Here is a 20,209-nt window from a genome sequence, read left to right on the forward strand (position 1 = left end):
AGCTCGCCGCCACCCTCACGTTCTGACGAAATACACCACCGCCACCGCCACTCCGACCACCACGACGATGGCCCGCAGGGTGGCCGGCGGGACGCGGCCCGCCACCTTGCCGCCCAGGGCACCGCCGACGATGGCGCCCACCGCCATCACCGCCGCCAGGCCCCAGGCCACCTGACCGGAGAAGAGGAAGAAGGCGGCGGCGGTGAGGTTGGCGGCGAACGACACGGCCTGCTTGAGGCCGTTGAGGCGGGTGAGGGTGTCATCGAGGCTGAGGGCCAGCACCGCCAGCACGATCACGCTCAGCCCGCCGCCGAAGAAGCCGCCGTACACCGCCGCCAGGAACACCGGCCCCACGGCCCATCGCTCCGAGGGCTTGCGGCCGTGCCGCTCGGAGCGGCGCTGCAACCAGCGGCGCACGGGCTCCTGCACCGCCAGCAACGCCGAGGCGAACAGGATCAGGAACGGCACCAGCTGGGTGAACAACCGCTCGCCGGTTTTCAGCAGCAGCCAGCCGCCCAGCAGGCCACCGAGGGCGGCGGCCGGCAGCAGCAAGAGCAGGCGCTGGCGCTGGCCCTGGAGTTCGCGGCGCTGGGCCCTGGTTGCCCCCAGGTAGCCCGGCACCAGGGCCACGGTGTTGGTCACGTTGGCCATCACCGCCGGCAGGCCGATGGCGGTGAGGGCGGGAAAGCTCAGCAGTGAGCCGCCGCCGGCCAGGGCATTGATCGCCCCGGCGGCGACGGCTGCCAGGCCCGCCCAGAAGGCCTGAATCTCGAAGGGCAGAGGTGCGTTCACCATCCCAGCGTCAGGGCGGGGTCAGCCCGTAGGGCTCACCGTCCGCTGGCAGGGTGACCCCCAGCCGCTCGCGCCAGGCCGCCACCGGCAGCTCCCAGCCCTCCTCCCAGCGGGCGGTGGCGAAGGCAGAGGCGGTGAAGCCGATGGTGACGCCGTGGCTGATGGCTCGGCTCAGGTTGGCGTAGTCGTCGAGCCCGAAGCGGAAGCCGGCGATCTGGGCGGCATGGGTGAGGCTCACGTAGGCGGGGAAGCCGATCTGGGTGGCGGTGATCGCCAGCACCCCGTTCTCGCCCGCCGGTGAGGTGCCGAAGCCACTCACCACATGGTGCAGGTCGTGGGTGGTGGCGATCCGCTGGGTGAGCCAGCGGCCTTCCGTATCGATCGGGCGTGGGCGGAAGAAGGAGGGGTCGTAGTTGAGGCGACGGATCAGGGCGGCGTAGGTGTGGCCCAGGCTCCCCGGTGGCAAGGCCGAGAGCCGATCCAGGTCGGGTTGGAGGGGGGGATAGCGGCTGTCCAGCAACTCCGCCCCACCCGGCAGGGCCCGGAAGCGGGCGATGCAGGCGTCCATCTGGGGCGTGTCCAGGAAGCTGTCCACCAGGTCGGCGATCCTGGCGAGATCCCCCTGACTGCGCCCCACCGCGATCAGCTGACGGGCCTGCCCCAGGGCCTGCAGGGACTGCTGGAAGCGGGTCATGGCCGTCGTGGAGGCGGTGAAGGGAACTTAGGTCCGCCGAGTTCAGCCGCTGGTGCAGGTGGCGTTCCAGCGCTCCTGCAGGGTCTTGGTCTGGGTTTCATCCCCGTTCCGTTCGGCTGAGCGCAGGCCCGTCTGGATCTGGGTGCAGGTGGTCTGGCGCGCCAGCCGCTCTCGTTGCACTTTGAGGTCCTGGATCTGGGCCTCCAGCCGCTGGCGTTCCTGTGCCCGTTGCTCCGACGCGGCCTGGCTGGCCTGATCGGCTGCCGCCGAGGCGGCGTTCCTGGCCTGCTCCGCATCCAGCGCCTTGAGTTGCAAGGCAAAGTTCGTTTCCTGCTGACGCAGGCGGGCGGCCTCATCGCTGCGTTCCTTCAGCTCAGCAGTCAGCTGACTCTGCTGATCAAGGCTCTCGCGTTGGTCGGAGATCTGGGCGCGTTGGTTGATCACCACGACGGAGGCCACCGCGATCGCCACCACGATGCTTCCTGCAAGCCAGAGCTGGGTATCACGGCGCATGGCAGGCAATCTTCGGTACAACTTCAACGTATGAATTGGTAGCGGCTGTGGCAAAGCCTGGGGCTGATCCGCGGCGTTGCTGCGGCTGGTTCAGCCGCCGATGCAGCAGTTCACCCCACCTGGCCCCTTTCGCTTATCCCACCAGCAACTTCAACCCCACCAACGCGATCAAGGCGGCCATCCAGCGCTCCAGCACGCGCAGCGACAGCAGGCGGCTGCCGAGCCGGGAACCCAGCCAGCCGGCGATCGCCACGGTGATCAGCAGGGGCGTGATCCCCGCGGGCAAGTGCCGCTGGCTCACCAGTACACCACCGAGGGCGGCCAGTGAGTTGCAGAGAATGAAGGTGACGGAGGTGGCGGCCACCTCCGCTGCCGAGGCCCAGCCCTTGATCAGCATCAGCGGTGAAAGGATCACACCACCGCCGGTGCCACTGAGGCCACCAACCAGGCCGATCACGGCACCACTGCCGAGCGCGCTGCCGAAGGCGGGTGGTGTGGGGACACGATCTGGGCTGCTGCCGCTCGCTTTGAAGATCAACCGCAGCGAGGAGGCCAGCAGGATCGCTCCCACCAGAAGTTCGAAGGGCCTGGCGCTCAGTTGCAGGAAGCCACCAACGGCCGCCAGCGGCACCGATCCGGCCACAAACGGCCACACCCGCCGCCAACGCAGGTGCCCGGCCTGGGCAAATTGCAGCGTGCCGATCGTGGCGACGGCCACGTTGAGCAGCAGCGCCGAGGCCTTGAGATCCTGCGCCGGCAGCCCCGCCACCACCAGCGCCGCCACATAGCCGCTGGCTCCTGCTTGGCCGACGGCGGAATAGAGAAAGGCAATCACCCCCACGAGCGCGGTGAGCCCAACGGCGCCGGGTTCCATGGCGCCCGTTCCGGCGTTGAGGGCCATTGTGGAGGAAGGCGATGGTGGAGCAGGCCAAGGGAATGTCCGTCTCGCTGTTGCCTGGCCTGAAGCGCCTACGTGCCTACCAACCGGCCTGGCTGCGGGGGGACGTGCTGGCGGGGGTGACCGTGGCCGCCTACCTGGTGCCGCAGTGCATGGCCTATGGGGAGCTGGCCGGCGTGGCGCCGATCGCCGGGCTCTGGGCGATTCTTCCGCCGATGCTGCTGTATGCGCTGATCGGCTCCTCCCCGCAGCTGTCGGTGGGGCCCGAATCCACCACGGCGGTGATGACGGCAGCCGCCATCGCCCCGATCGCCGCCGGTGATCCGCTGGCTTATGCCAGCTTTGCCAGCCTGCTGGCCCTGTTGGTGGGCCTGGTGTGCGTGCTGGGGGGCTGGGCGCGGCTGGGCTTCCTGGCTGATCTGCTCTCGAAGCCGATCCTGGTGGGCTACATGGCCGGGGTGGCGGTGATCATGATCAGCGGCCAGATCGGCAAGATCAGCGGCCTGGAGCTCAAGGCCAAGTCGTTGGCGGGTGAGCTGCTGGAGCTGGCTGGGCGCAGCAGCGAGATCCATCCGCCCACGTTGCTGCTGGCGATTGGGGTGCTGGTTTTCCTGCTGCTGATCCAGCGGCGGTTCCCCTCGGCTCCCGGGCCCTTGCTGGCGGTGCTGCTGGCGGTGGCGGCGGTGTCGCTGTTCCACCTGGATCAGGCGGGAGTGGCGGTGATCGGCGCGATCCCGGCCGGCCTGCCCAGCTTTGCGTTGCCGTTCACGGAGCTGAGCCACCTGGCGCCGCCCGCTGGCCTGGCGCTCGACAAGATCCGGTATCTACTCACGGCGGCGGTGGGCATCGCCCTGGTGGGCTACTCCGACAACGTGCTCACCGCCCGCGCCTTCGCTGCCCGGGGCGGGTACCGCATCGATGCGAACCAGGAGCTGCTGGCGCTGGGGGCCGTGAATCTGGGCAATGGGCTGATGCAGGGCTTTCCGGTGAGCAGCAGCGGCAGCCGCACGGCGATCAGCGAATCGCTGGGCAGCCGCTCGCAGCTGTTCTCGCTGGTGGCGTTCGTGGTGGTGCTGGTGGTGCTGCTGTTCCTGCGGCCGCTGCTGGCGTTGTTCCCGCAGGCGGCGTTGGGGTCGATCGTGATCTATGCCGCCCTGCGCCTGATCGACATCGGCGAGCTCAAGCGGATGCGCCATTTCAAGCGCAGCGAATTCCAGCTGGCGCTGATCACCTGCGCCGGTGTGCTGTTCACCGACATCCTGATGGGCGTGGGTCTGGCGGTGGCGCTGTCGGTGATCGATCTGTTTGCGCGGCTGGTGCGCCCCCACGACGCGGTGCTGGGCCAGGTGCCCCAGCTGGGCGGCCTGCACGACGTGGACGACTGGGAGGGGGCCAGCACCATCCCAGGGCTGATGCTCTACCGCTACGACGCCCCCCTCTGCTTCGCCAATGCGGAAGACTTCCGCCGCCGCGCCCTGGCCGCTGTGGCGGCCGAGGCCACGCCGGTGCGCTGGTTCGTGCTCAACGCCGAGGCGATCGTGGAGATCGACATCACCGCCGCCGATGTGCTCCAGGACTTCCAGCGCGAACTCACGGCCAACGGCATCGTCTTCGCCATGGCCCGCACCAAGCAGGACCTCTACCAACAGCTCAGCAGAACCGGCTTCGTCGACCGGGTTGGCCCTGAGCGCTTTTACCCCACGCTGCCTGAGGCGATTGCGGCGTTTCGAGGGGAGGTGGGGGCGTGTGTTGGGTGACGGCGATCGGTGGCAAAGAGCGCTTAGTTGTTTACCTCTTTATGCGGCTTGAGAGTGATTGCGGCTTTTGCGGTTGTGGGGATGGGTAGCAGCCTCCTCGGTGAGTCTCTCTGCGTGTCTGAGAGTGTTTAAGGCCGGACAGTGGTTTGCGGACTTGCAAACAGTGGGATGAGCATCCGCTCGGGCTGCAGCCTCGCTGCAGCAGCTAGGGTTTCTCAGGATTGGGTGAGATGCCGGGCGTGTTTGACAGAAAAGTCACGATGGCAGAATGTGGTTTGCAGAACTGTCGAAGAACAAGTTATAACGATTCGAGTGATGGTCACTGAAAAGCAAGAGTATGAACTGAATGCGGTTCGCCTGTTTTGCGAGTCTGGAGGAGCGGAACGCAAGTCTAGGCTGTGGTTCCCTGACCAGGATCCACCTGACATTATGGCGCTGGTTGGCGGGCAGAAGATCGGAATTGAAGTACGCCGAATGTTTGCTGATGAAAGAAGGCGTGGCGGAAGTCGTGATCGTCAACGAGCTAGCGCCTGTCAAAAAGTCGTTGATACTGCTACTTCATTGCACAGCCAAACTACAGATATGTTCTTTCATGTCAACGTATCTTTTCATCGCTCCTCAGGTATCCGTGATGATCGCATTGGCGCTGTGGCTAATATGCTAGTAGATATCATTACTCGACAGCCACTTCTGCTAGGGGAGACATTCTGTTTACGGTCAGAGAACTTCTGCGGGTCGAACTGGCCAGAGGAAGTTCTCTGTGTCAGTGGTGCCTTGTTTGAAGGAAATGGCCCACCATTCTGGGGTTGCTCTTCTAGCGCCTTCGTTGGCGAGATAAGTGATGACTTGATATAGATCGCGCTTAATGCGAAAGAGGGAAGATTCAATAAATTTGCAGATAAGGTAGATAAGGCGTGGCTTTTGCTGATTTGCGATGGAAGCGTTGAGGCAAGTCTGTTGCGGCCACACAAAGAGCTTTCCCGCAGCATTTTTGCCAGTTCCTTTAATCGTGTGTGCATCCTGGACTTTGGAGGCAAATCATTCAGCGAGCTGTTGCTTAGGCGCCCGAATGATCCGGTATAACGTCACCATGCACCAGGGCCGCCACCATTACTACACTGGCTATAGGCATTCCTCCCTGTGGCCTGGTGATGGCGAGCGTTCGATTCAGGGCTACTGCCTCCGATTATAAAGGAAAGCAGATTTTCAGCTACCCGTCTTCCTTTGGCTCTTTCAGGATCAACCCACGCGTGTATATGTGGAGCGTGTTACGCAAATCACGCCCTCGCTGCTTGGACTGAACGCCTAGGTACGTGCTTGAAGTGGACATTTCGCTCTACTGCCCCCCGTAATCCCAGAGCCTCCCGCCCAGCAGAATCTGACCCCATGAGGCCACTCCTGCTCCCCGTGCTGCTCTGCTCTGCCGCCCTTGCGGGTTGCTTCGTGCGCGAGACCGACGAGCAGGTGATTCGCCGTGAGTACGACATTCCAGCGGCGGCCATGGTGCTGGTGGCTCAGATCTCGCCGGCGGAGGCGGGCTGGTTTGGGCGCGAAGGGCTCAAGATCACGATGGTATTTGGGCTCAGCGAGGGCGACTTCGACGCGTTGACGCGCCGGCTTAAGGCCACCAGCCAGTGGCAGCCTCTGCCGATTCCTGAGACGACCTTGGCGCACCTCGCCGGTATTCGTAGGGCCCGAGCGGCGGGGGGCGTGGGCAACTCCACTGATCAGCAGCTGCTGGGGCAGTTCCGTCAGACGATGCCTCCCCATCCGCCCATCGGTTGGTACCAGATCAGAACCGCAGGCACCAACATCCTGCACGCGCCCAAGACCGTGCGAGACACGCTCGACACGGACGTGAACGACTTCATGCTCGCCGTGCTTGATCCTCAGCAGCACACAGTGATGGTGAGAGTGAGCACCAACTACTGATTCACAACGGTTCTTTGCTTGAATTCAGCAGAACGTTGGCCCCGATGCAGCTTCCTCCTTCCCGCCCTCCAGCACGCACCGTTCGCCTGGAGCATTGGGCACTGTCTCGTGTCGGCCCCTTCACGCTCCTTGCCGTGGCGTGTGTGGCCGCAGGCAGTGGTGGGGTGAGCCATGCGGCTGCCGATCGGGCCCGGTTTGGCGCGGCATGGACCCGTGTCGACTGCACAACCTTTGCTGTGCCTGCCGCCATCGCCGCCCAGTCGGATTGTGGCTACGTGACCGTGCCGGAGCAACACGGGCAACCCCAGGGGCGCACGATCCAGCTCGGTGTGGTGCGCACCCGCAGCAGCGGCAGCGCCCCTGCCGCCGATCCCCTGGTGGTGGAGCAGGGCGGCCCGGGGGATTCCACCATTGGCGATATCGTTAATGGTGGCCTGCCGAAGTTTCCGGAACTCCCGGCGCTTTTGAAGGGCCGTGACATGATTTTCGTGGAGGAGCGCGGCACGCGCTTTGCCAAACCGTTCCTCTTCTGCCCTGAGCACCATGCGCACAACATCGCGGTGGCGAAGGGGCAGATCCCCTATACAGATGCCAGCTGGATCCAGGCCTGCAATCAACGCCTCAAGGCGCAGGGCATCAACCCCAGTGCCTTCAACACCCGCGAAAATGCCGCGGATATCTATACGGTGGTGGAGACGCTGCGCTACCCGCAGTTCAACTACTACGGCGTTTCCTATGGCACCTTGCTGGGGCAGTATGTGATCGCCCAGGCGGATCAGCACAAGGCCAAGCTCCGCAGCGTGATCCTTGATGGCGTGGTCCGGCCTGATGTGGATTTCAATCTGGCCTCCAGCCACACGTTCAGCTACGCCCTGCGCAACGTGTTCCAGGCCTGCGCCCAGGATCCCGCCTGTAACGCCGCCTATCCCAAGCTTGAGCAGACGTTTCACGCCATCGTTGATGAGCTCAACCGCAAGCCTCTGCCCCTCACGCTGACCATCCCCTCCAGCAAGCAGCCATTCGTCACCAAGCTCGATGGCAATGCCTTCGTGACGGCCATGGTTCCCTATCTGGCGCGCCCCTATTCCGGTGAGTCCACCCGCGGCAGTTCCTTGCCCCGATTCATCAAAGCGGCCAGCCAGGGCAACTTCGCCTGGGTGGCTGAGGCGCTCTCCGATCTGGAGCCTCCTGGCGCGAAGGAGATGTATCACACCGTTCTCTGCGCGCGGGCGCGCTCGATTCGGGTGGATCCGGCCCAGGTGCTGCCGCCCGCCTATCCGCAGCTGGTTCCCCTCGGCCTGCGCGAAGCCGAAGCTGTGAACCGGGCTTGTGAGGTGCTGCAGGTGGAGCAGAAGCCGCCCTTCGTCTACAGAAACCGGCAGATCCCCACCCTGGTGCTCAATGGCAGCTTCGACCCCGTCACCCCTGCTCCTTACGGCGAAGCTGTGGCGAAGAATCTCGCCACCGCCACTGTGGTCACCTTCCCGGGTGTGGGCCATGGGGCGCTGTTCGCGCCGGGGGGCACGCCTGCCGCAGCCTGCGTCACCCAGATCGCCGCAGATTTTCTGGCACGCCCCGCCACCACACCCAACACCCGCTGTGTCGATCAGGTGAAGCCTGCGTTTGTTGTGGAGTAGGGGCACCGCCCCTGCAAGGGGCTCCCATCAGACCTGCGCCCGGAGCTGGAGATCCAGGGGCGACGGGGTCTTGAAAGCCGTCATCAGCTCCCAATAGCGGTGGGCATCAGCGTGGCGGTGGGCGCCGGCGAGGGCGGTGAGGTAGGCCAGGCGGAACAGATCGTCCTGGGCGTCGCTTCCGCCGACGGCGGTCACCGCCGGCATCACGGGATCGAGCAGCGCCGCGCTGGTGGCGTCGTCACCGGCGCCGTGGGCGATGCAGGCCTCGACCACCGCCTGTCCGACCGGTTGCCAGACCCGCGTCGACTCGCCGTCACCGCGGTCGGTGCGGGCCTGCACAGACTCCCGCAGCTTCGCCAGAGCGTCGCCGCGCCCGGCGCGGGCCAGCGCGTAGCCGTGATGGGCGCTCAGGAACGGGAACACGCACTCGTGAACGCGGGCCTCCACGTGGTCGGCCACGTCGGCCCAGGTGGCGTCGGGCACGGTCGCGCCGGCCATCTCGGCGCGCCACAGGTAGGAGATGGCGTCGATCTGCTCGCCGGGGCTGTCAGGGGTGAGGCCCCAGATGTGGTCGCGGAACACGGCGTCGGCGCCGTCACGGTCGAGCTGGTCGAGACGCGCCACCGCCAGATGCCAGGCGTTGTGGCAGTAGATGAGCCTGCTGCTGGTTTGCCAGACGGGGAGGAAGCCGGTCAGGCGGTCGATGGCGCCGGGCGGGTCGCCGTGGGTGATGAACACATGGGCGAGCGTGTGTTGAGCCCATGGGGTGTGAGCATCAAGGGCGAGGGCCTGCTCAGCCAGCTCAGCTGCGGCCTCGGCGTTGCCGGCGAGTTCGGTGGCGAAGGACCACACGGCCAGGAAGTCTGGATCGTCGCGATTGGGTTCGGCGATGCGCTCGATCTGGTCGAGGAAGCGTGGCCCCATGTGCTGCTGGCCGAGCAAGTAGTAAAGGAACTCGAGGGCCTTGACCGCCAGCAGATCGGTCGGCCAGCGTGTAACCAGCGCCTCAAGCCGCTCGACCGCGAGCAGGAAATCGCCGCTGTCCCACCGCCGCAGCGCCGCAAGGGTGGCGGCCTCCCGTTCGTTCAGCGCGGGTTCGAGCGTTGCCAGCCGTGCGAGGTGGCCGGCGGCCAGCGCGGAGGCCTCAGTGGTCTGGCCGTAGAGCCCGACCATCGCTGCGCCGAGCTGCAGGCTGGCCACGTCGGCGAACGTGGCGGCGGCGTCGAGCACGCTCTCGGCACCGAGGTCAAGACCGCAGAGGCGGTCGGTGAAGGTGTCGATGGCGGCGATGGCGCCTTCGTCGTCGGTGCTGACGTCGAGCCCGCGTCGTGTCGTGCCCATGCGTCCAACCGTCCCGAACTGGTCGATCGTTAGCGAGGCCGATCCTAGGAGGCTGCTGAACAACAAACCGAGCCGCTGGAGCTTCGTCCAACGGCACTCAGCGGCGGCGCGGCCAGCAGGAACGGACCGGCCCTCTGCTCTCTTCCGTCTCTACCGAGGACCCAATCCCCAAGGGCGGCATGCCATCCATACCTTCTCAGCAGCGACACGCTCAGCTGCAGGCCTGAACAACCTGGTGGGTAAGCACAGCGAAGACCATCACAATCGCCTAGGTGTTCACCTTCCTGGGTGTCGGCCATGGGCGCTGTTCGCGCCTGGTTGATGCCTGCCGCAGCCGACAGCTGCTGTCTCACCCAGGTCAAGCCTGCGTTTGTTGTGGAGTAGGGGCAGCGTTCGTCCTGATCGCCGTTGGTTGAGGATGGACGGGGCCAGGCCATTGTCAGCGGCGGCGGTGGGTGGAGGTTGATCGATCCAATGGCTGGGAAGCCGTAGCGGCCCGTTTTGTGGCCGAGCGCTCCTCGATTGGTGCCGCCACGGTGCGCAGCTGGTGCCGGGGCTTGCCGGCAGGTGCTTCGGTTCTTGATCTGGGCTGCGGTTGCGGCGTGCCGATTTCTGCTGCCCTGATGGCCGAAGGCTGCAACGTGTCAGCCGTGGATGCCTCTCCCACGATGGTGGCGGCGTTTCGGCAGCGCTTTCCCCAGGCGAGGGTGGCGTGCGAGCCCGTGGAAGAGTCCAGTTTCTTCAACAACACATTCCACGGAGTTGTGGCCGTTGGCCTGTTGTTTCTGCTGCCAGCTGATGGGCAGCGCGCACTGATCCGCCGCGTCTCTGCTGCTCTGCAGCGTGGTGGCCGTTTTCTGTTCACTGCTCCTGTGCAGACGGTGGCGTGGACAGACACGATGATGGGCGGCCACTGCGTCTCCCTCGGGGATGAGGCGTACCGTCGCGCCCTTGCCGCCGCTGGCCTGCAGGTTGTTGGTGAGTTTGTGGATGAAGGAGAGAACCACCACTACGACGCCTGCCGCATCAGCTGATCGGCAGGGTTGCTCTCGCCCCCCGGGGGTGGTGTCACTCAGGCGGTGCGGCGCAGGTCGTCGATCACCGGGATCAAGGCCAGCGCCACCACCACCAGAGCCAGGGGAACCGTGGCGGCGAAGCCGATGGCACGAAAGCCGGCCGCGCCCACCACGCCCCCGCTGAAGAAGCCGGAGAAGAGCAGCAGCAGCAGCTGCAGGCGTTCACGGTCTACCACCACAGGCGGCTGAACTGCGTGTGAGGGCCGATTCACCAGCAGCAGCTTGCCCACTTCGATGCCGATATCCGTCACCAGCCCGGTGACATGGGTGGTGCGGATCTCTGCATGCGAAATCTTGGTGATCACCGCATTCTGCAAGCCCATGATGAAGCAGAGCAACACCACAGTGAGTGGCACGAACAGCTCATGCATCTCATTCAGGCGAGCGCCAATCGTGCCGAACAGCAGCAGCAACAGCGCCTCCAACAGCAGCGGCAGTGCATAGGCGCTGCTCAGATTGTGCTCCCGCGCCGCATTCACCAGGATGGCTGTTGTTGCGGCACCGATGAGGAACGCAGCCAGGGCGACGCCGCCTGTGCTCAACACAAACCAGTCGCCACCAATGGCCGCCTCCGCCATCGACGACACGATCCCTGTCATGTGGGACGTGTATTGCTGCACGGCAAGAAACCCACCGGCATTGGTAGCGCCGGCCACGAACGCCAGGCCGATGCCCAGGTGGGTATTGCTGCGCCTTGTGCGAACCGTGGCCGTGAGCCCGCGCACATAGTTAACTGGCATGCCTCACAGATTCGTGTGGCCTCGGCTCCCTGGCTGAACGGAACGGCCTGGGTCAGTTGACCGCTTTGTTCACCATCTTGTTGTCGTTGGCAACGAGTTCCTTGGTGTTGCGGTCCACGGTCTTACCGGCGGCCTTGGCTTTCGCCTCGCTTTGCTTCCCCTTCTGGCCCCCTTCTCCAGTGATGGAGCCGATCGTGTCCTGGGCCTTGTCGTCGCCCTGCTGAGAGACGGTCTCCACCTGGCTCGTTGCTGCGCCACGCTCACCTGAGACCGGTGAGGATGACGACGCCAGGGCCATAGCGGGTGACTGGAACAGCAGGGTTGTCATCAGAATCACAGCCGAAATCAATGAGGCGATAAATCTTTTCATGTCTGTTCTCGCATGTGTTTTGTGCGTTGGCACCACCCACCTCTAGCCACGATCACAGCTTCGCACCACGTGCAACGTTGCGCCTGGTTTTATTCGTTGCAGCCGTAATCAGCAGAACGCAGCAGAATGAACCCATCGGTGCCACACCTACAACGCCATGCCCTCGATGCCTTCGGATTCAGCCGGCCCGCAGGGCCTGCGCCGCCGTGATCTGCTGCTCGGTACCCTGGCGGCTGGCTTCGCGGTAGCGGTGCGGCCGATCGCGGCGTCCACGATCACCACAGCTGCAGAGGGCCTTACCGCCGGCTTCGTGTCGATTCCGGTGCAGGGCCGCTCCATCCCGGCCTACCGGGCCCGGCCGGCGGCAGGCACGAATCTGCCGGTGGTGCTGGTGGTGCAGGAGATCTTCGGGGTGCATGCCTATATCCAGGACGTGTGCCGCCGCTTGGCGCGTCTGGGCTATCTGGCCATTGCCCCCAGCCTGTTCGAGCGCCAGGGGGATGTCACCAAGCTGCCCGATATCGCCGCGATCCTGCCGGTGGTGGCCACCGTGCCGGATGCCCAGGTGATGGCCGACCTCGATGCCAGCGTGGCCTGGGCAGCCAGCAGCGGCGGCGGCAACATCAGCAAGCTCGGCATCACCGGCTTCTGCTGGGGGGGCCGCATCACCTGGCTCTACGCCGCCCACAACCCGAAGCTCGCCGCCGGCGTGGCCTGGTATGGCCGCCTGGAGGGAACCCGCACGCCGGAGCAGCCCTTCTATCCCCTGGATGTGGCGGCCAAGCTCAAGGCGCCGGTGCTGGGTCTGTACGGCGGCAAGGATGACGGCATCCCGCTGGAGTCGGTGGAGCGCATGCAAGCCGCCCTCAAGGCTGCCGGCAGCCGCAGCGAAATCATCGTGTTTCCCGACGCTCCCCATGGCTTCCATGCCGATTTCCGCCCCACTTACCGAGCGGCAGACGCAGCGGATGGCTGGAAGCGGCTGCTGAGCTGGTTCAAGGCCAATGGTGTGGCCTGATGGACGGCGTGAAGGGGGAATCTCGAAGGGTTGGTGCGTGGAGGGGATGGGGGTGAATCTCTGCTGCTAAATGCGTGGAGGGATTGGGATGGAAACCTCTCAGGGTGCAATCTTTATGGTTGCTCAGGCCACACGTTCATGGCTCCCATCTGCTCGCGAGCTTGCAGGGAGGCATGCGCGCCTGGGCTCGAACCGTTCACTTCCCGATCTTTCTGTCGAGCCATTGCGTTGCAACAAACACGCCGATGAACATTGGCAGGTAGGCGATCCACATGTTGGGCAGATCCAGCTCCGCGTTGTTGATCACAACAAGCCCGGCATAGCTGATGAGGCCATAGATCAAAGCCCTGCGTACAGGCCCGACAAGCTCTTTCACGTGTGCTGCAACAGCTGACGCATCCTATGGCAGCTGTGGTTGCCACGCTGGCAGCGCCAGCCAGGTGCGGCAACGCTCACCAGCCTCGGTAAGTTGATGCTGGCGGCGAACCTCGATCCATGCTCCGCGATCTGTTGCTGGCGATCGGCATCCCAACGGCTCTGCTGCTTCTGTTCACCGTGCTTTTGCAACGCGGCACGCCGCTGCCCACCTGGCTGCAACGGCTAACCGACCGCTCTGATTGGATCTGGACTGTGGGCGTGGGTCTGTTGATCACGCTCTCGTTTCTGCGCTGGCTGCTGCAACGCTGAGGCCTTCAGTTATGGAACACCGCTGAGGCTCACCGCTGAGGGCAGCTGGCTTGGCCTGGCTTTGGGAGTGCGCGGAGCCGCAGCCAAGACCCGCATGGCTCAGGACGAGCGTAACAGCCTGGTTTCTTCTGTATCCTGATGAACCATGGGTTCTCCGGCCTATGGGTCGCCGGTCTTTCTGAGCGCTGACTGCGTCTCAGCCTTGGCCGACCCTCGGTGAGGGATGTTCTCCGCAGCCAGCCGCCGGGCGCCTGGACATCCGGCCCACCGTATTCAACAGGTAGCGCGATGCCATTCCAGAACAACTACGCCAACCTGGTGTCTGAGCGGAGTGAGGCCCACACCCGCCTGATTCGTGATTACGACGGCCCCAATCCCGACTTCGACACCATCGTGATCGGCTCGGGAATCGGGGGTGGAATACTGGCGGACGACCTCGCCGATCGCCAACCGCAGGGTCGCATCCTTGTTGTGGATGTTGGGTCTTTCGTTTATCCCACGCACGTTTATAACGTTTGCCGCTTTCCGAATGGTGCGGTGGCAGAGCACTTCGGTGTGGACAACTTCTCACAGACGCCCACTCCGCAACATTTCATCGGTGGCAAGCCGCAGTTTGTGTTCGGCGGCCGCTCCATCTTCTGGTCGGGTCTGATCCCGCAGCCGCAGAGTTGGGAGCTCGATTTCTTCCCCGCCGCGGTGCGCGCAGATCTGGAGGGCAAGTATCTGCAACTCGCGGGCGAACGGATGAACAGATCGTTGACGTTGGGCAGCAAGGCCAAGCAGCTGGTCGACCATTTCCGCAACAGCCCGATCGCGAACGACTTCGAGATCCATGAGACGCCTCGAGCGGTGCACCAGCCCTATCTGCTGGCGGATGGGTCGCCGGCGGACAGGTTCTTCCAGGAGTCGACCGGAGTGTTCAACACGGCCGAACTTCTCGTCAACCAGAGCGGATTGACTGGCCCCAAGCTCGATCTCAATGGCAGCGGCCTGTTCATCCGGCTGAACAGCTTTGTTGAAGCCGTCAATACAGTGCCGAACGATTGGTACGAGGTGAAGACCACTAACACCGTTACGGGCGAGCAGCGGAGCTTCTACACGCCGAACGTGGTGATCGCAGCGGGCTCCACAGAGAGCCCCAAGTTGATCCATCGCTCCTCCGTGTATCAGACGCTGCCGGACGACATCAAGCAACTGGTGGGCTTTGGGCTGACGGATCACCCCGTGACGGGTGAGTCGTGGGCTTATGTTGCCTCTGTGGGCAACTCACCCATCACTATCTCCCCAGACGATCATGCAAAGATCGTCTTCTACTCCAAGGGGAATCTCGACGCCAACGGACAGCTCCAGTATCCATTCAACATCGAGATGAATGTGAACCACGAATACTGGCACTTGCGCAACAACGATCCATCGGCCGGGCTCGTGGAGAACGACCCCAGCCGCACACGGGTCGACATCAAGTTCAGCTTCGCCAATTGCCTCGACGACCAGAACGGGATTGTCTCGCACGCCAGCGATGGCTACCTGCCCTCGATCAGCTTCAAGCGGTTCTCTGATCTCAATGATCTGCTGGCTTCACGGTTTCCAGCTGTGGCGGGCTGGCAGAAGAACACCGCCGATTTCATGGCGTTGCTCAACGACACGCGGGATCGCATCTTTAATGAGTTCAATGACGTCGAGCTGAAAACAGCGCGGTATGGCGGGTTGACCGGTGAGCAGTGGCCATTCGGATGGGGAACCGTGCATCACGCCTGCGGCACGCTGCGGATGCCCTGGAAGGCCAACCGCAACGCGGCGTTCAATTCCCGCTCCGTGGTCGACGAGAACCTGAAAGTCCATGGCACCACCGGCCTCTATGTCTGCGACATGTCCGTGCTTCCGATCAGCACGGCGGCCAATCCCGTGCGCGCCCTGGCCGGGCTGGCGCTGAGGCTCTCCCGTCACCTTGCTTAGCTGCGTTGGTGTGCCACCAGGTGCAAGGTGCTGCAGAGCATTGGTCTGAGCGCACCTGCCTCCGCCCATTGTGCTCAGCAACACAACACTGGCTAGTTCCAGTGAAGATGTATTGCTTTCTGGTTCACCCTGAACTGTGCGGTGCAGATTCAAAGTGTGGCAATCCTGCCAGATCTCTTATGCGGTACAAGGAGATCCGAGCTTCCGTTAAGTGATAACGCGCTGATCACTGTTTCCTTCGGAGAGCAACCGATGCCTGCTGCATCCAAACCCATGCGTTTCTGGGTCGATGTCGTCCTTGAATGTATCAGGAGAGACCACACACCTGGCTTTGGCGGTGGTGACCAGACAGGGCCCTTCATGACAGCAAGAGCGCTTGGCATGGCCCTTGCCGCGTTGTATGACGGCTCCGCCACGGTTCTCGCTGGACCCTCGTCGGCACTCCTCCCGGCAGCTTCTGCGCCGATTCCAGCCGTCCCAGCAGAGCCATCGCCAGCCCCGTCTGGCCCGCCCTGGGCGGAGCGCTTCGCCACGCTGGCTGCAGCGGCAGCCTGCCACGAAGTGCTGCTCCATCGCTATCCCAAACAGACGAACATTCTCAATGAGAACTGGGGCTTCTGGGCCCGACTCTTTGACGCCACCCTCCCCGTTGACGCCCTGCCCTGGGAGTTGTATGGGCGCAAGCTGGGCAACGCCATCCACCATCTGGGACTCAAAGACCGGCGACTGCGTGGCGAAGGCAACTACGTACCGGGTGGTCCGTATACGCACAACGTGCCACCGGATGAACCCAATCAGAGATTTGCAGGCAGCCAATGGGGAGCCTCTGAACCTCTTCTGATTCAGAAGATCGCGTCCTTTGCCAAGCCACCCGGCAGAGTCAGCGCCACGCTGGTGCAGCCCGATGCCCACTTCGCTGACGATTATCGGAAGGTGCAGGTGAAGGGAGCGCTGCAGGAACGGCAGCGCACTCTGGATGAGGAGGTGATCGGCATCTTCTGGGGCTACGACGGCCCTCCGCAACTGGGCACCCCACCACGGCTGTACATGCAGGTGGTGCTCACAGTGCTCGATGACATCCAATCCCGCGATCCTGATGGCCTCAGCGAGCAGGAGGAGCTGCAGATCATTGCAGCCACGGCCCTGGCGATGGCCGATGCCGGCATCGAAGCCTGGCGCTTCAAATACAGCGAGGACCACATGATGTGGCGTCCCGTGCTCGGCATCCGTTTCGGCCTGGGGAATCTCGCGCCTCCTGAGCCCGCCTGGCGCCCGCTCGGCCGGCCCGACACCAACCGCGAGGGCGTCGGCCTGACTCCCGACTTCCCGGCCTACCCATCCGGCCACGCCACATTCGGAGCCGCAGCCTTTCAGTTGCTGCGCACATTCCTCGTCCACAAATCTCTGGCCAGCTTCACCTCTGAGGGCCTGGATACGGTGGCGTTCTGCTTCCTGTCAGATGAATACAATGGCAGGAACACGGATGCGCGCGGCGATCGCCTCCCCAGGCCGAAGCTGCCACGCCTCTACTCCAACCTCTGGCAAGCGATTCTCGATAACTCCGTGAGCCGCGTCTATCTCGGCGTCCACTGGCAGTTTGATGGCGTCACGGTCAAGGGAGTCGATCCAGAGGGTGCGTTCGGCATTCCTGAAACCCCCGACGAACTCGGTCGCCGTGGGGGAGTCTGGCTGGGGTGCCAGATCGCTAATCAGGTGGCTGCCAGGATCGGCATCTCCGAGGGCACCATCAATGCCTCAGGAATCCCACAGGAACATGTGGCTTTGCCAGTGCCCTTGGACATGTAAACGTGCCCGTGCCCATGGCGCCGACCACAGAAACGTCTTCGCGGTTCTGAACTGAGCCATGCCGTTGTTCCTGCCGCCGCCCCAACGGCGGCTTTCTCCGCACGGTTCTCCTGAATTGGCTGTGATGCTCTCATCCCTGCGTGCCAAGGGTTGGTGGCTGCTGCGGCAAGCCAGACGTCTGCGAACCCACCAGCAGCGCAGCTCACACCCGGTCACACATACGCCCGCTGGGGTCATCCCACAGTGATCGGGGTGAACGATGGTTGAGGGAACCCGCCAGGACCCCCGCGACACCCCTCGGACTGCTGCAGACCGTCATTCGCCGCAGCGAAGCACGGCACCCGACTGCCCCTGCTGAGCCTGAGCCTTCCCGGCCCCAGGCTTCGCACGTACCGCCGCGGCGGACCCTGATCGTCGTGGGAACGGGAATCGCCCTCTGTGTGGCCGCGGTCGGTTGGCTGCTGATGCAGCAGCGTCAGACGCAGGCCAGGCAAGTCGCACTGGCACAGCAGACAGCGCCCGTGGAGCGCAGTGATCTGGTGTTGAAGGTCACGGCCGCTGGCTCGATCCGACCCACCACACCGGTGAACATCAGCCCGAAGCAGCCGGGTCGGGTCACCTTCCTGGCCGTGGATCAGGGCGATCGGGTGAGCGCTGGTCAGATCCTGGCGCGTATGGACAACAGCAACCTTCGCGGCACCTGGCTGCGGGCGAAGGGAGTGGTGGCGGCTGCAGAGGCGAACCTGAACAGGCTGCAAGCCGGCAACAGACCTCAGGAGATTGAGGCGGCCAGACGCAATCTGCAGGCGGCGCTGGCCGATCAGATCGCGATCAGCTCCAGCTATCGCAGCAACCAGCAGCTGTATGGCTCCGGCGCGATTGCGACCGTGACCTTCGACGCCAGCCGCGCAGCGTTTCTTGCCGGTGAGGCACGGGTGGGGGCATTGCGGGCGCAGCTGAACCTGGTGCAGGCCGGCGCCCGCCGTGAAGACATCGCAGCCGCCCAAGCACAGCTGCTGCAGGCACAGGGAGATCTTGTTTCGGTGCAGGCGCAGCTGGAGGACACCGTGATCCGTGCGCCCTTCACCGGGGTGATCACGCAGAAGTACGCGGATGTGGGGGCGTTTGTGACGCCTACCACCTCTGCCAGTGCCACCAGCTCGGCCACCTCTTCATCGATCCTGGCGCTGGCCAGTGAGCTGGAGGCGGTGGCCAATGTGGCGGAGATGGATGTGGGGGAGATCCAGCCAGGCCAGCAGGTGGAGCTGCAGGTGGATGCCTTTCCCGGTGAGCTGTTTCGCGGCACGGTCAGGTTGGTGGCGCCAGAAGCGGTTGTGGAGGCCAACGTCACCAGCTTTCAGGTGCGGATTGCCCTGAGCCCGGAAGCCGCCAGCAAGCTGCGCTCAGGAATGAACCTCACCGCCAATGTGCTGGTGGGCAAGCGAGCCAACGCCCTGTTGATCCCTACCCCGTCGATCGTGAGCGAGAGCGGTGGCTCTGGGGTGATGGTGTTGGGAGGCGACAAGCAGCCTGTGTTCCGTCCGGTGACCGTGGGCGCCACGTTGGGCGCCAGAACGGAGGTGCTCAAGGGCCTCAAGGAAGGCGATCGGGTGTATGTGTCGGCGCCGGGCCAACGCCAGCCCAACAGCCGCCCGGTGTCGAGCGTGTCGCCACTGCAGCAGCCGCGTGGCCCGGGAAGGTTGCCGCGCTGATGGCATCCACTGGTCGGCAACGGCGGCCCAGCCGGCAGCGCGGCGATCTGGGCGAGAGCCTCGCCATGGCCTGGTCTTCGCTGCTGGCCAATCGGATGCGCTCCGCCCTCACGATGCTGGGGGTGATCATCGGCATTGGTGCCGTGATCAGCATGGTGACGATCGGCCGTGGCGCCCAGCAGCAAACAGAAGCCCAGTTGAAATCACTGGGCTCGAACCTGATCTTTGTACAGAGCGGTGTGGCCACGGGCCGAGGGCCGGTTTCCCCTGGGGCAGGCTCCGCCACCACCTTGATCTGGGACGATGCCAGGGCGATCGCTGAATCGTGCGGGGCCGTTGTCGCTGTTGCCCCCAACCTTTCCCAACGCAGTCAGGTGGTGCTGGCTGAGCGCAACACAAACACCACCATCCTGGGCAGTACGCCTGATTATGTTGTCGTCCGTGATTTTCTGCCGCTCACCGGTCGCTTCTTCAACACGGCTGAACTTGATCAATCGGCCAGGGTGGCTGTGCTTGGCCAGACGGTGGTGGACAGCCTTGGCCTGACGGCGGCCTCTGCCCCCAACAGCATGATCCGCATCCGTGGGGAAACATTCACGGTGATCGGAACGCTGGAATTCAAGGGCAGCACCGGCTTCCGCGATCAGGATGATCAGGTGCTGATCCCACTCACCACCATGGCCTCGCGCATCGTGGGGGTCAATACCACGGCTGGTGTGTCCGTTGACAGCATTGCCGTATCGGCGCGATCGGCGGAAAGCATGGCGGATGCTGAGTATCAGATCACCAACCTGCTGCGTCTTCGGCACCGGATCGTGCCGCCTCTGGTGGACGACTTCTCCATCCGTAACCAGGCAGACCTGGTGAATGCCTCGAACGCCGTGGCCAATGTGTTCACCGGATTGCTGGGTGGATCAGCAGCCATCTCCCTGCTGGTGGGTGGCATCGGCATCATGAACATCATGCTGGTGTCCGTCACCGAACGCACCAGGGAGATCGGCATTCGCCGCGCCATCGGGGCGCGCTGCAGCGACATCCTGCGTCAATTCCTGATCGAGTCGACCGTGTTGTCGTTGGTGGGTGGAGTGCTGGGTGTTCTGCTGGGTGTGGTGGCCTCACTGGCCATCAATGCGGCGTTTGGCTGGAGCAGTGGCATTGCCCTGGATGCGGTGGGATGGTCGCTGGCCTTCTGCCTGGTGATTGGTGTGTTCTTTGGGGCCTATCCCGCCAACAAGGCGGCCCAGCTGGATCCGATCACAGCCCTGCGGAGCGATTGAGCC

General features: G+C 64.1%; 18 protein-coding genes. 10 read left to right on the forward strand and 8 right to left on the reverse strand.

Translation table 11 applies throughout. The annotated features are described in order from the left end of the window. Window positions 1-15: 15 nt before the first annotated feature. From ACWJI3_RS00415 to ACWJI3_RS00430, 4 genes are all read right to left on the reverse strand, one after another. Entirely contained in the window at window positions 16-795 is a 780-nt protein-coding gene (locus ACWJI3_RS00415) for a sulfite exporter TauE/SafE family protein (RefSeq protein WP_255099646.1), read from the reverse strand. A 7-nt stretch (window positions 796-802) separates the two neighbouring features. After that, window positions 803-1,486: a Coq4 family protein gene (locus ACWJI3_RS00420; protein ID WP_480202456.1), complete on the reverse strand. Its 684-nt coding sequence runs from the start codon at window positions 1,484-1,486 to the stop codon at window positions 803-805. 42 nt (window positions 1,487-1,528) lie between these two features. Next, on the reverse strand, window positions 1,529-1,999 hold the full coding sequence (locus tag ACWJI3_RS00425) for a hypothetical protein (protein ID WP_255139945.1): 471 nt from the start codon (window positions 1,997-1,999) through the stop codon (window positions 1,529-1,531). 133 nt (window positions 2,000-2,132) lie between these two features. After that, a complete protein-coding gene (locus ACWJI3_RS00430; RefSeq protein ID WP_480202457.1) occupies window positions 2,133-2,900 on the reverse strand; it encodes a sulfite exporter TauE/SafE family protein in 768 nt (255 codons plus the stop codon). Between the two features lie 35 nt (window positions 2,901-2,935). Here ACWJI3_RS00430 and ACWJI3_RS00435 point away from each other — a divergent pair, with 35 nt between their 5' ends. The 3 genes from ACWJI3_RS00435 (at window position 2,936) to ACWJI3_RS00445 (ending at window position 8,223) form a co-directional block, all read left to right on the forward strand. Continuing rightward, entirely contained in the window at window positions 2,936-4,654 is a 1,719-nt protein-coding gene (locus ACWJI3_RS00435) for a SulP family inorganic anion transporter (protein WP_480202458.1), read from the forward strand. A gap of 1,386 nt (window positions 4,655-6,040) precedes the next feature. Then, window positions 6,041-6,586 carry a hypothetical protein gene (locus tag ACWJI3_RS00440; RefSeq protein ID WP_480202459.1) on the forward strand — a complete coding sequence of 182 codons (546 nt, stop codon included), beginning with the start codon at window positions 6,041-6,043 and terminating at the stop codon, window positions 6,584-6,586. Window positions 6,587-6,630: 44 nt separating this feature from the next. Continuing rightward, on the forward strand, window positions 6,631-8,223 hold the full coding sequence (locus tag ACWJI3_RS00445; protein ID WP_480202460.1) for an alpha/beta fold hydrolase: 1,593 nt from the start codon (window positions 6,631-6,633) through the stop codon (window positions 8,221-8,223). Window positions 8,224-8,250: 27 nt separating this feature from the next. Here ACWJI3_RS00445 and ACWJI3_RS00450 read toward each other — a convergent pair whose 3' ends face one another. Continuing rightward, window positions 8,251-9,564, reverse strand: coding sequence for a tetratricopeptide repeat protein (locus ACWJI3_RS00450; RefSeq protein ID WP_480202461.1), 1,314 nt, complete (start codon window positions 9,562-9,564; stop codon window positions 8,251-8,253). A 455-nt stretch (window positions 9,565-10,019) separates the two neighbouring features. On the opposite strand from ACWJI3_RS00450, the gene ACWJI3_RS00455 reads away from it, so the two are divergent. Then, window positions 10,020-10,598, forward strand: a complete 579-nt coding sequence (locus ACWJI3_RS00455; RefSeq protein ID WP_480202462.1) for a class I SAM-dependent methyltransferase — start codon at window positions 10,020-10,022, stop codon at window positions 10,596-10,598. A gap of 38 nt (window positions 10,599-10,636) precedes the next feature. On the opposite strand, the gene ACWJI3_RS00460 is transcribed toward ACWJI3_RS00455, so the two are convergent. Beyond that, on the reverse strand, window positions 10,637-11,380 hold the full coding sequence (locus tag ACWJI3_RS00460; RefSeq protein ID WP_480202463.1) for a YoaK family protein: 744 nt from the start codon (window positions 11,378-11,380) through the stop codon (window positions 10,637-10,639). A gap of 52 nt (window positions 11,381-11,432) precedes the next feature. After that, window positions 11,433-11,708 carry a hypothetical protein gene (locus ACWJI3_RS00465; RefSeq protein WP_480202464.1) on the reverse strand — a complete coding sequence of 92 codons (276 nt, stop codon included), beginning with the start codon at window positions 11,706-11,708 and terminating at the stop codon, window positions 11,433-11,435. A gap of 199 nt (window positions 11,709-11,907) precedes the next feature. Between ACWJI3_RS00465 and ACWJI3_RS00470 the strand changes: the two genes are divergently transcribed. After that, window positions 11,908-12,768: a dienelactone hydrolase family protein gene (locus ACWJI3_RS00470; protein ID WP_480202465.1), complete on the forward strand. Its 861-nt coding sequence runs from the start codon at window positions 11,908-11,910 to the stop codon at window positions 12,766-12,768. Between the two features lie 196 nt (window positions 12,769-12,964). Here ACWJI3_RS00470 and ACWJI3_RS00475 read toward each other — a convergent pair whose 3' ends face one another. Next, window positions 12,965-13,144 carry a hypothetical protein gene (locus ACWJI3_RS00475; RefSeq protein ID WP_480202466.1) on the reverse strand — a complete coding sequence of 60 codons (180 nt, stop codon included), beginning with the start codon at window positions 13,142-13,144 and terminating at the stop codon, window positions 12,965-12,967. A 119-nt stretch (window positions 13,145-13,263) separates the two neighbouring features. Here ACWJI3_RS00475 and ACWJI3_RS00480 point away from each other — a divergent pair, with 119 nt between their 5' ends. The 5 genes from ACWJI3_RS00480 (at window position 13,264) to ACWJI3_RS00500 (ending at window position 20,206) form a co-directional block, all read left to right on the forward strand. Continuing rightward, complete coding sequence (locus tag ACWJI3_RS00480; protein ID WP_094510972.1) at window positions 13,264-13,455, forward strand: hypothetical protein; 192 nt, start codon at window positions 13,264-13,266, stop codon at window positions 13,453-13,455. Window positions 13,456-13,743: 288 nt separating this feature from the next. Beyond that, window positions 13,744-15,411: a GMC oxidoreductase gene (locus ACWJI3_RS00485; protein ID WP_480202467.1), complete on the forward strand. Its 1,668-nt coding sequence runs from the start codon at window positions 13,744-13,746 to the stop codon at window positions 15,409-15,411. Window positions 15,412-15,792: 381 nt separating this feature from the next. Next, the gene (locus tag ACWJI3_RS00490) at window positions 15,793-17,217 is read left to right on the forward strand and encodes a vanadium-dependent haloperoxidase (protein WP_480202468.1); all 1,425 of its coding nucleotides are present in this window, start codon (window positions 15,793-15,795) and stop codon (window positions 17,215-17,217) included. Between the two features lie 416 nt (window positions 17,218-17,633). After that, window positions 17,634-18,929 carry an efflux RND transporter periplasmic adaptor subunit gene (locus tag ACWJI3_RS00495; RefSeq protein ID WP_480202469.1) on the forward strand — a complete coding sequence of 432 codons (1,296 nt, stop codon included), beginning with the start codon at window positions 17,634-17,636 and terminating at the stop codon, window positions 18,927-18,929. Continuing rightward, window positions 18,929-20,206 (forward strand): ABC transporter permease, encoded by a 1,278-nt coding sequence (locus tag ACWJI3_RS00500; protein WP_094510971.1) that lies wholly within the window; start codon window positions 18,929-18,931, stop codon window positions 20,204-20,206. Before ACWJI3_RS00495 ends, ACWJI3_RS00500 begins: the two co-directional genes overlap by 1 nt. The last annotated feature ends 3 nt before the right edge of the window (window positions 20,207-20,209 follow it).

The organism is Marcopretia estuarina LEGE 06307, from assembly GCF_056633115.1.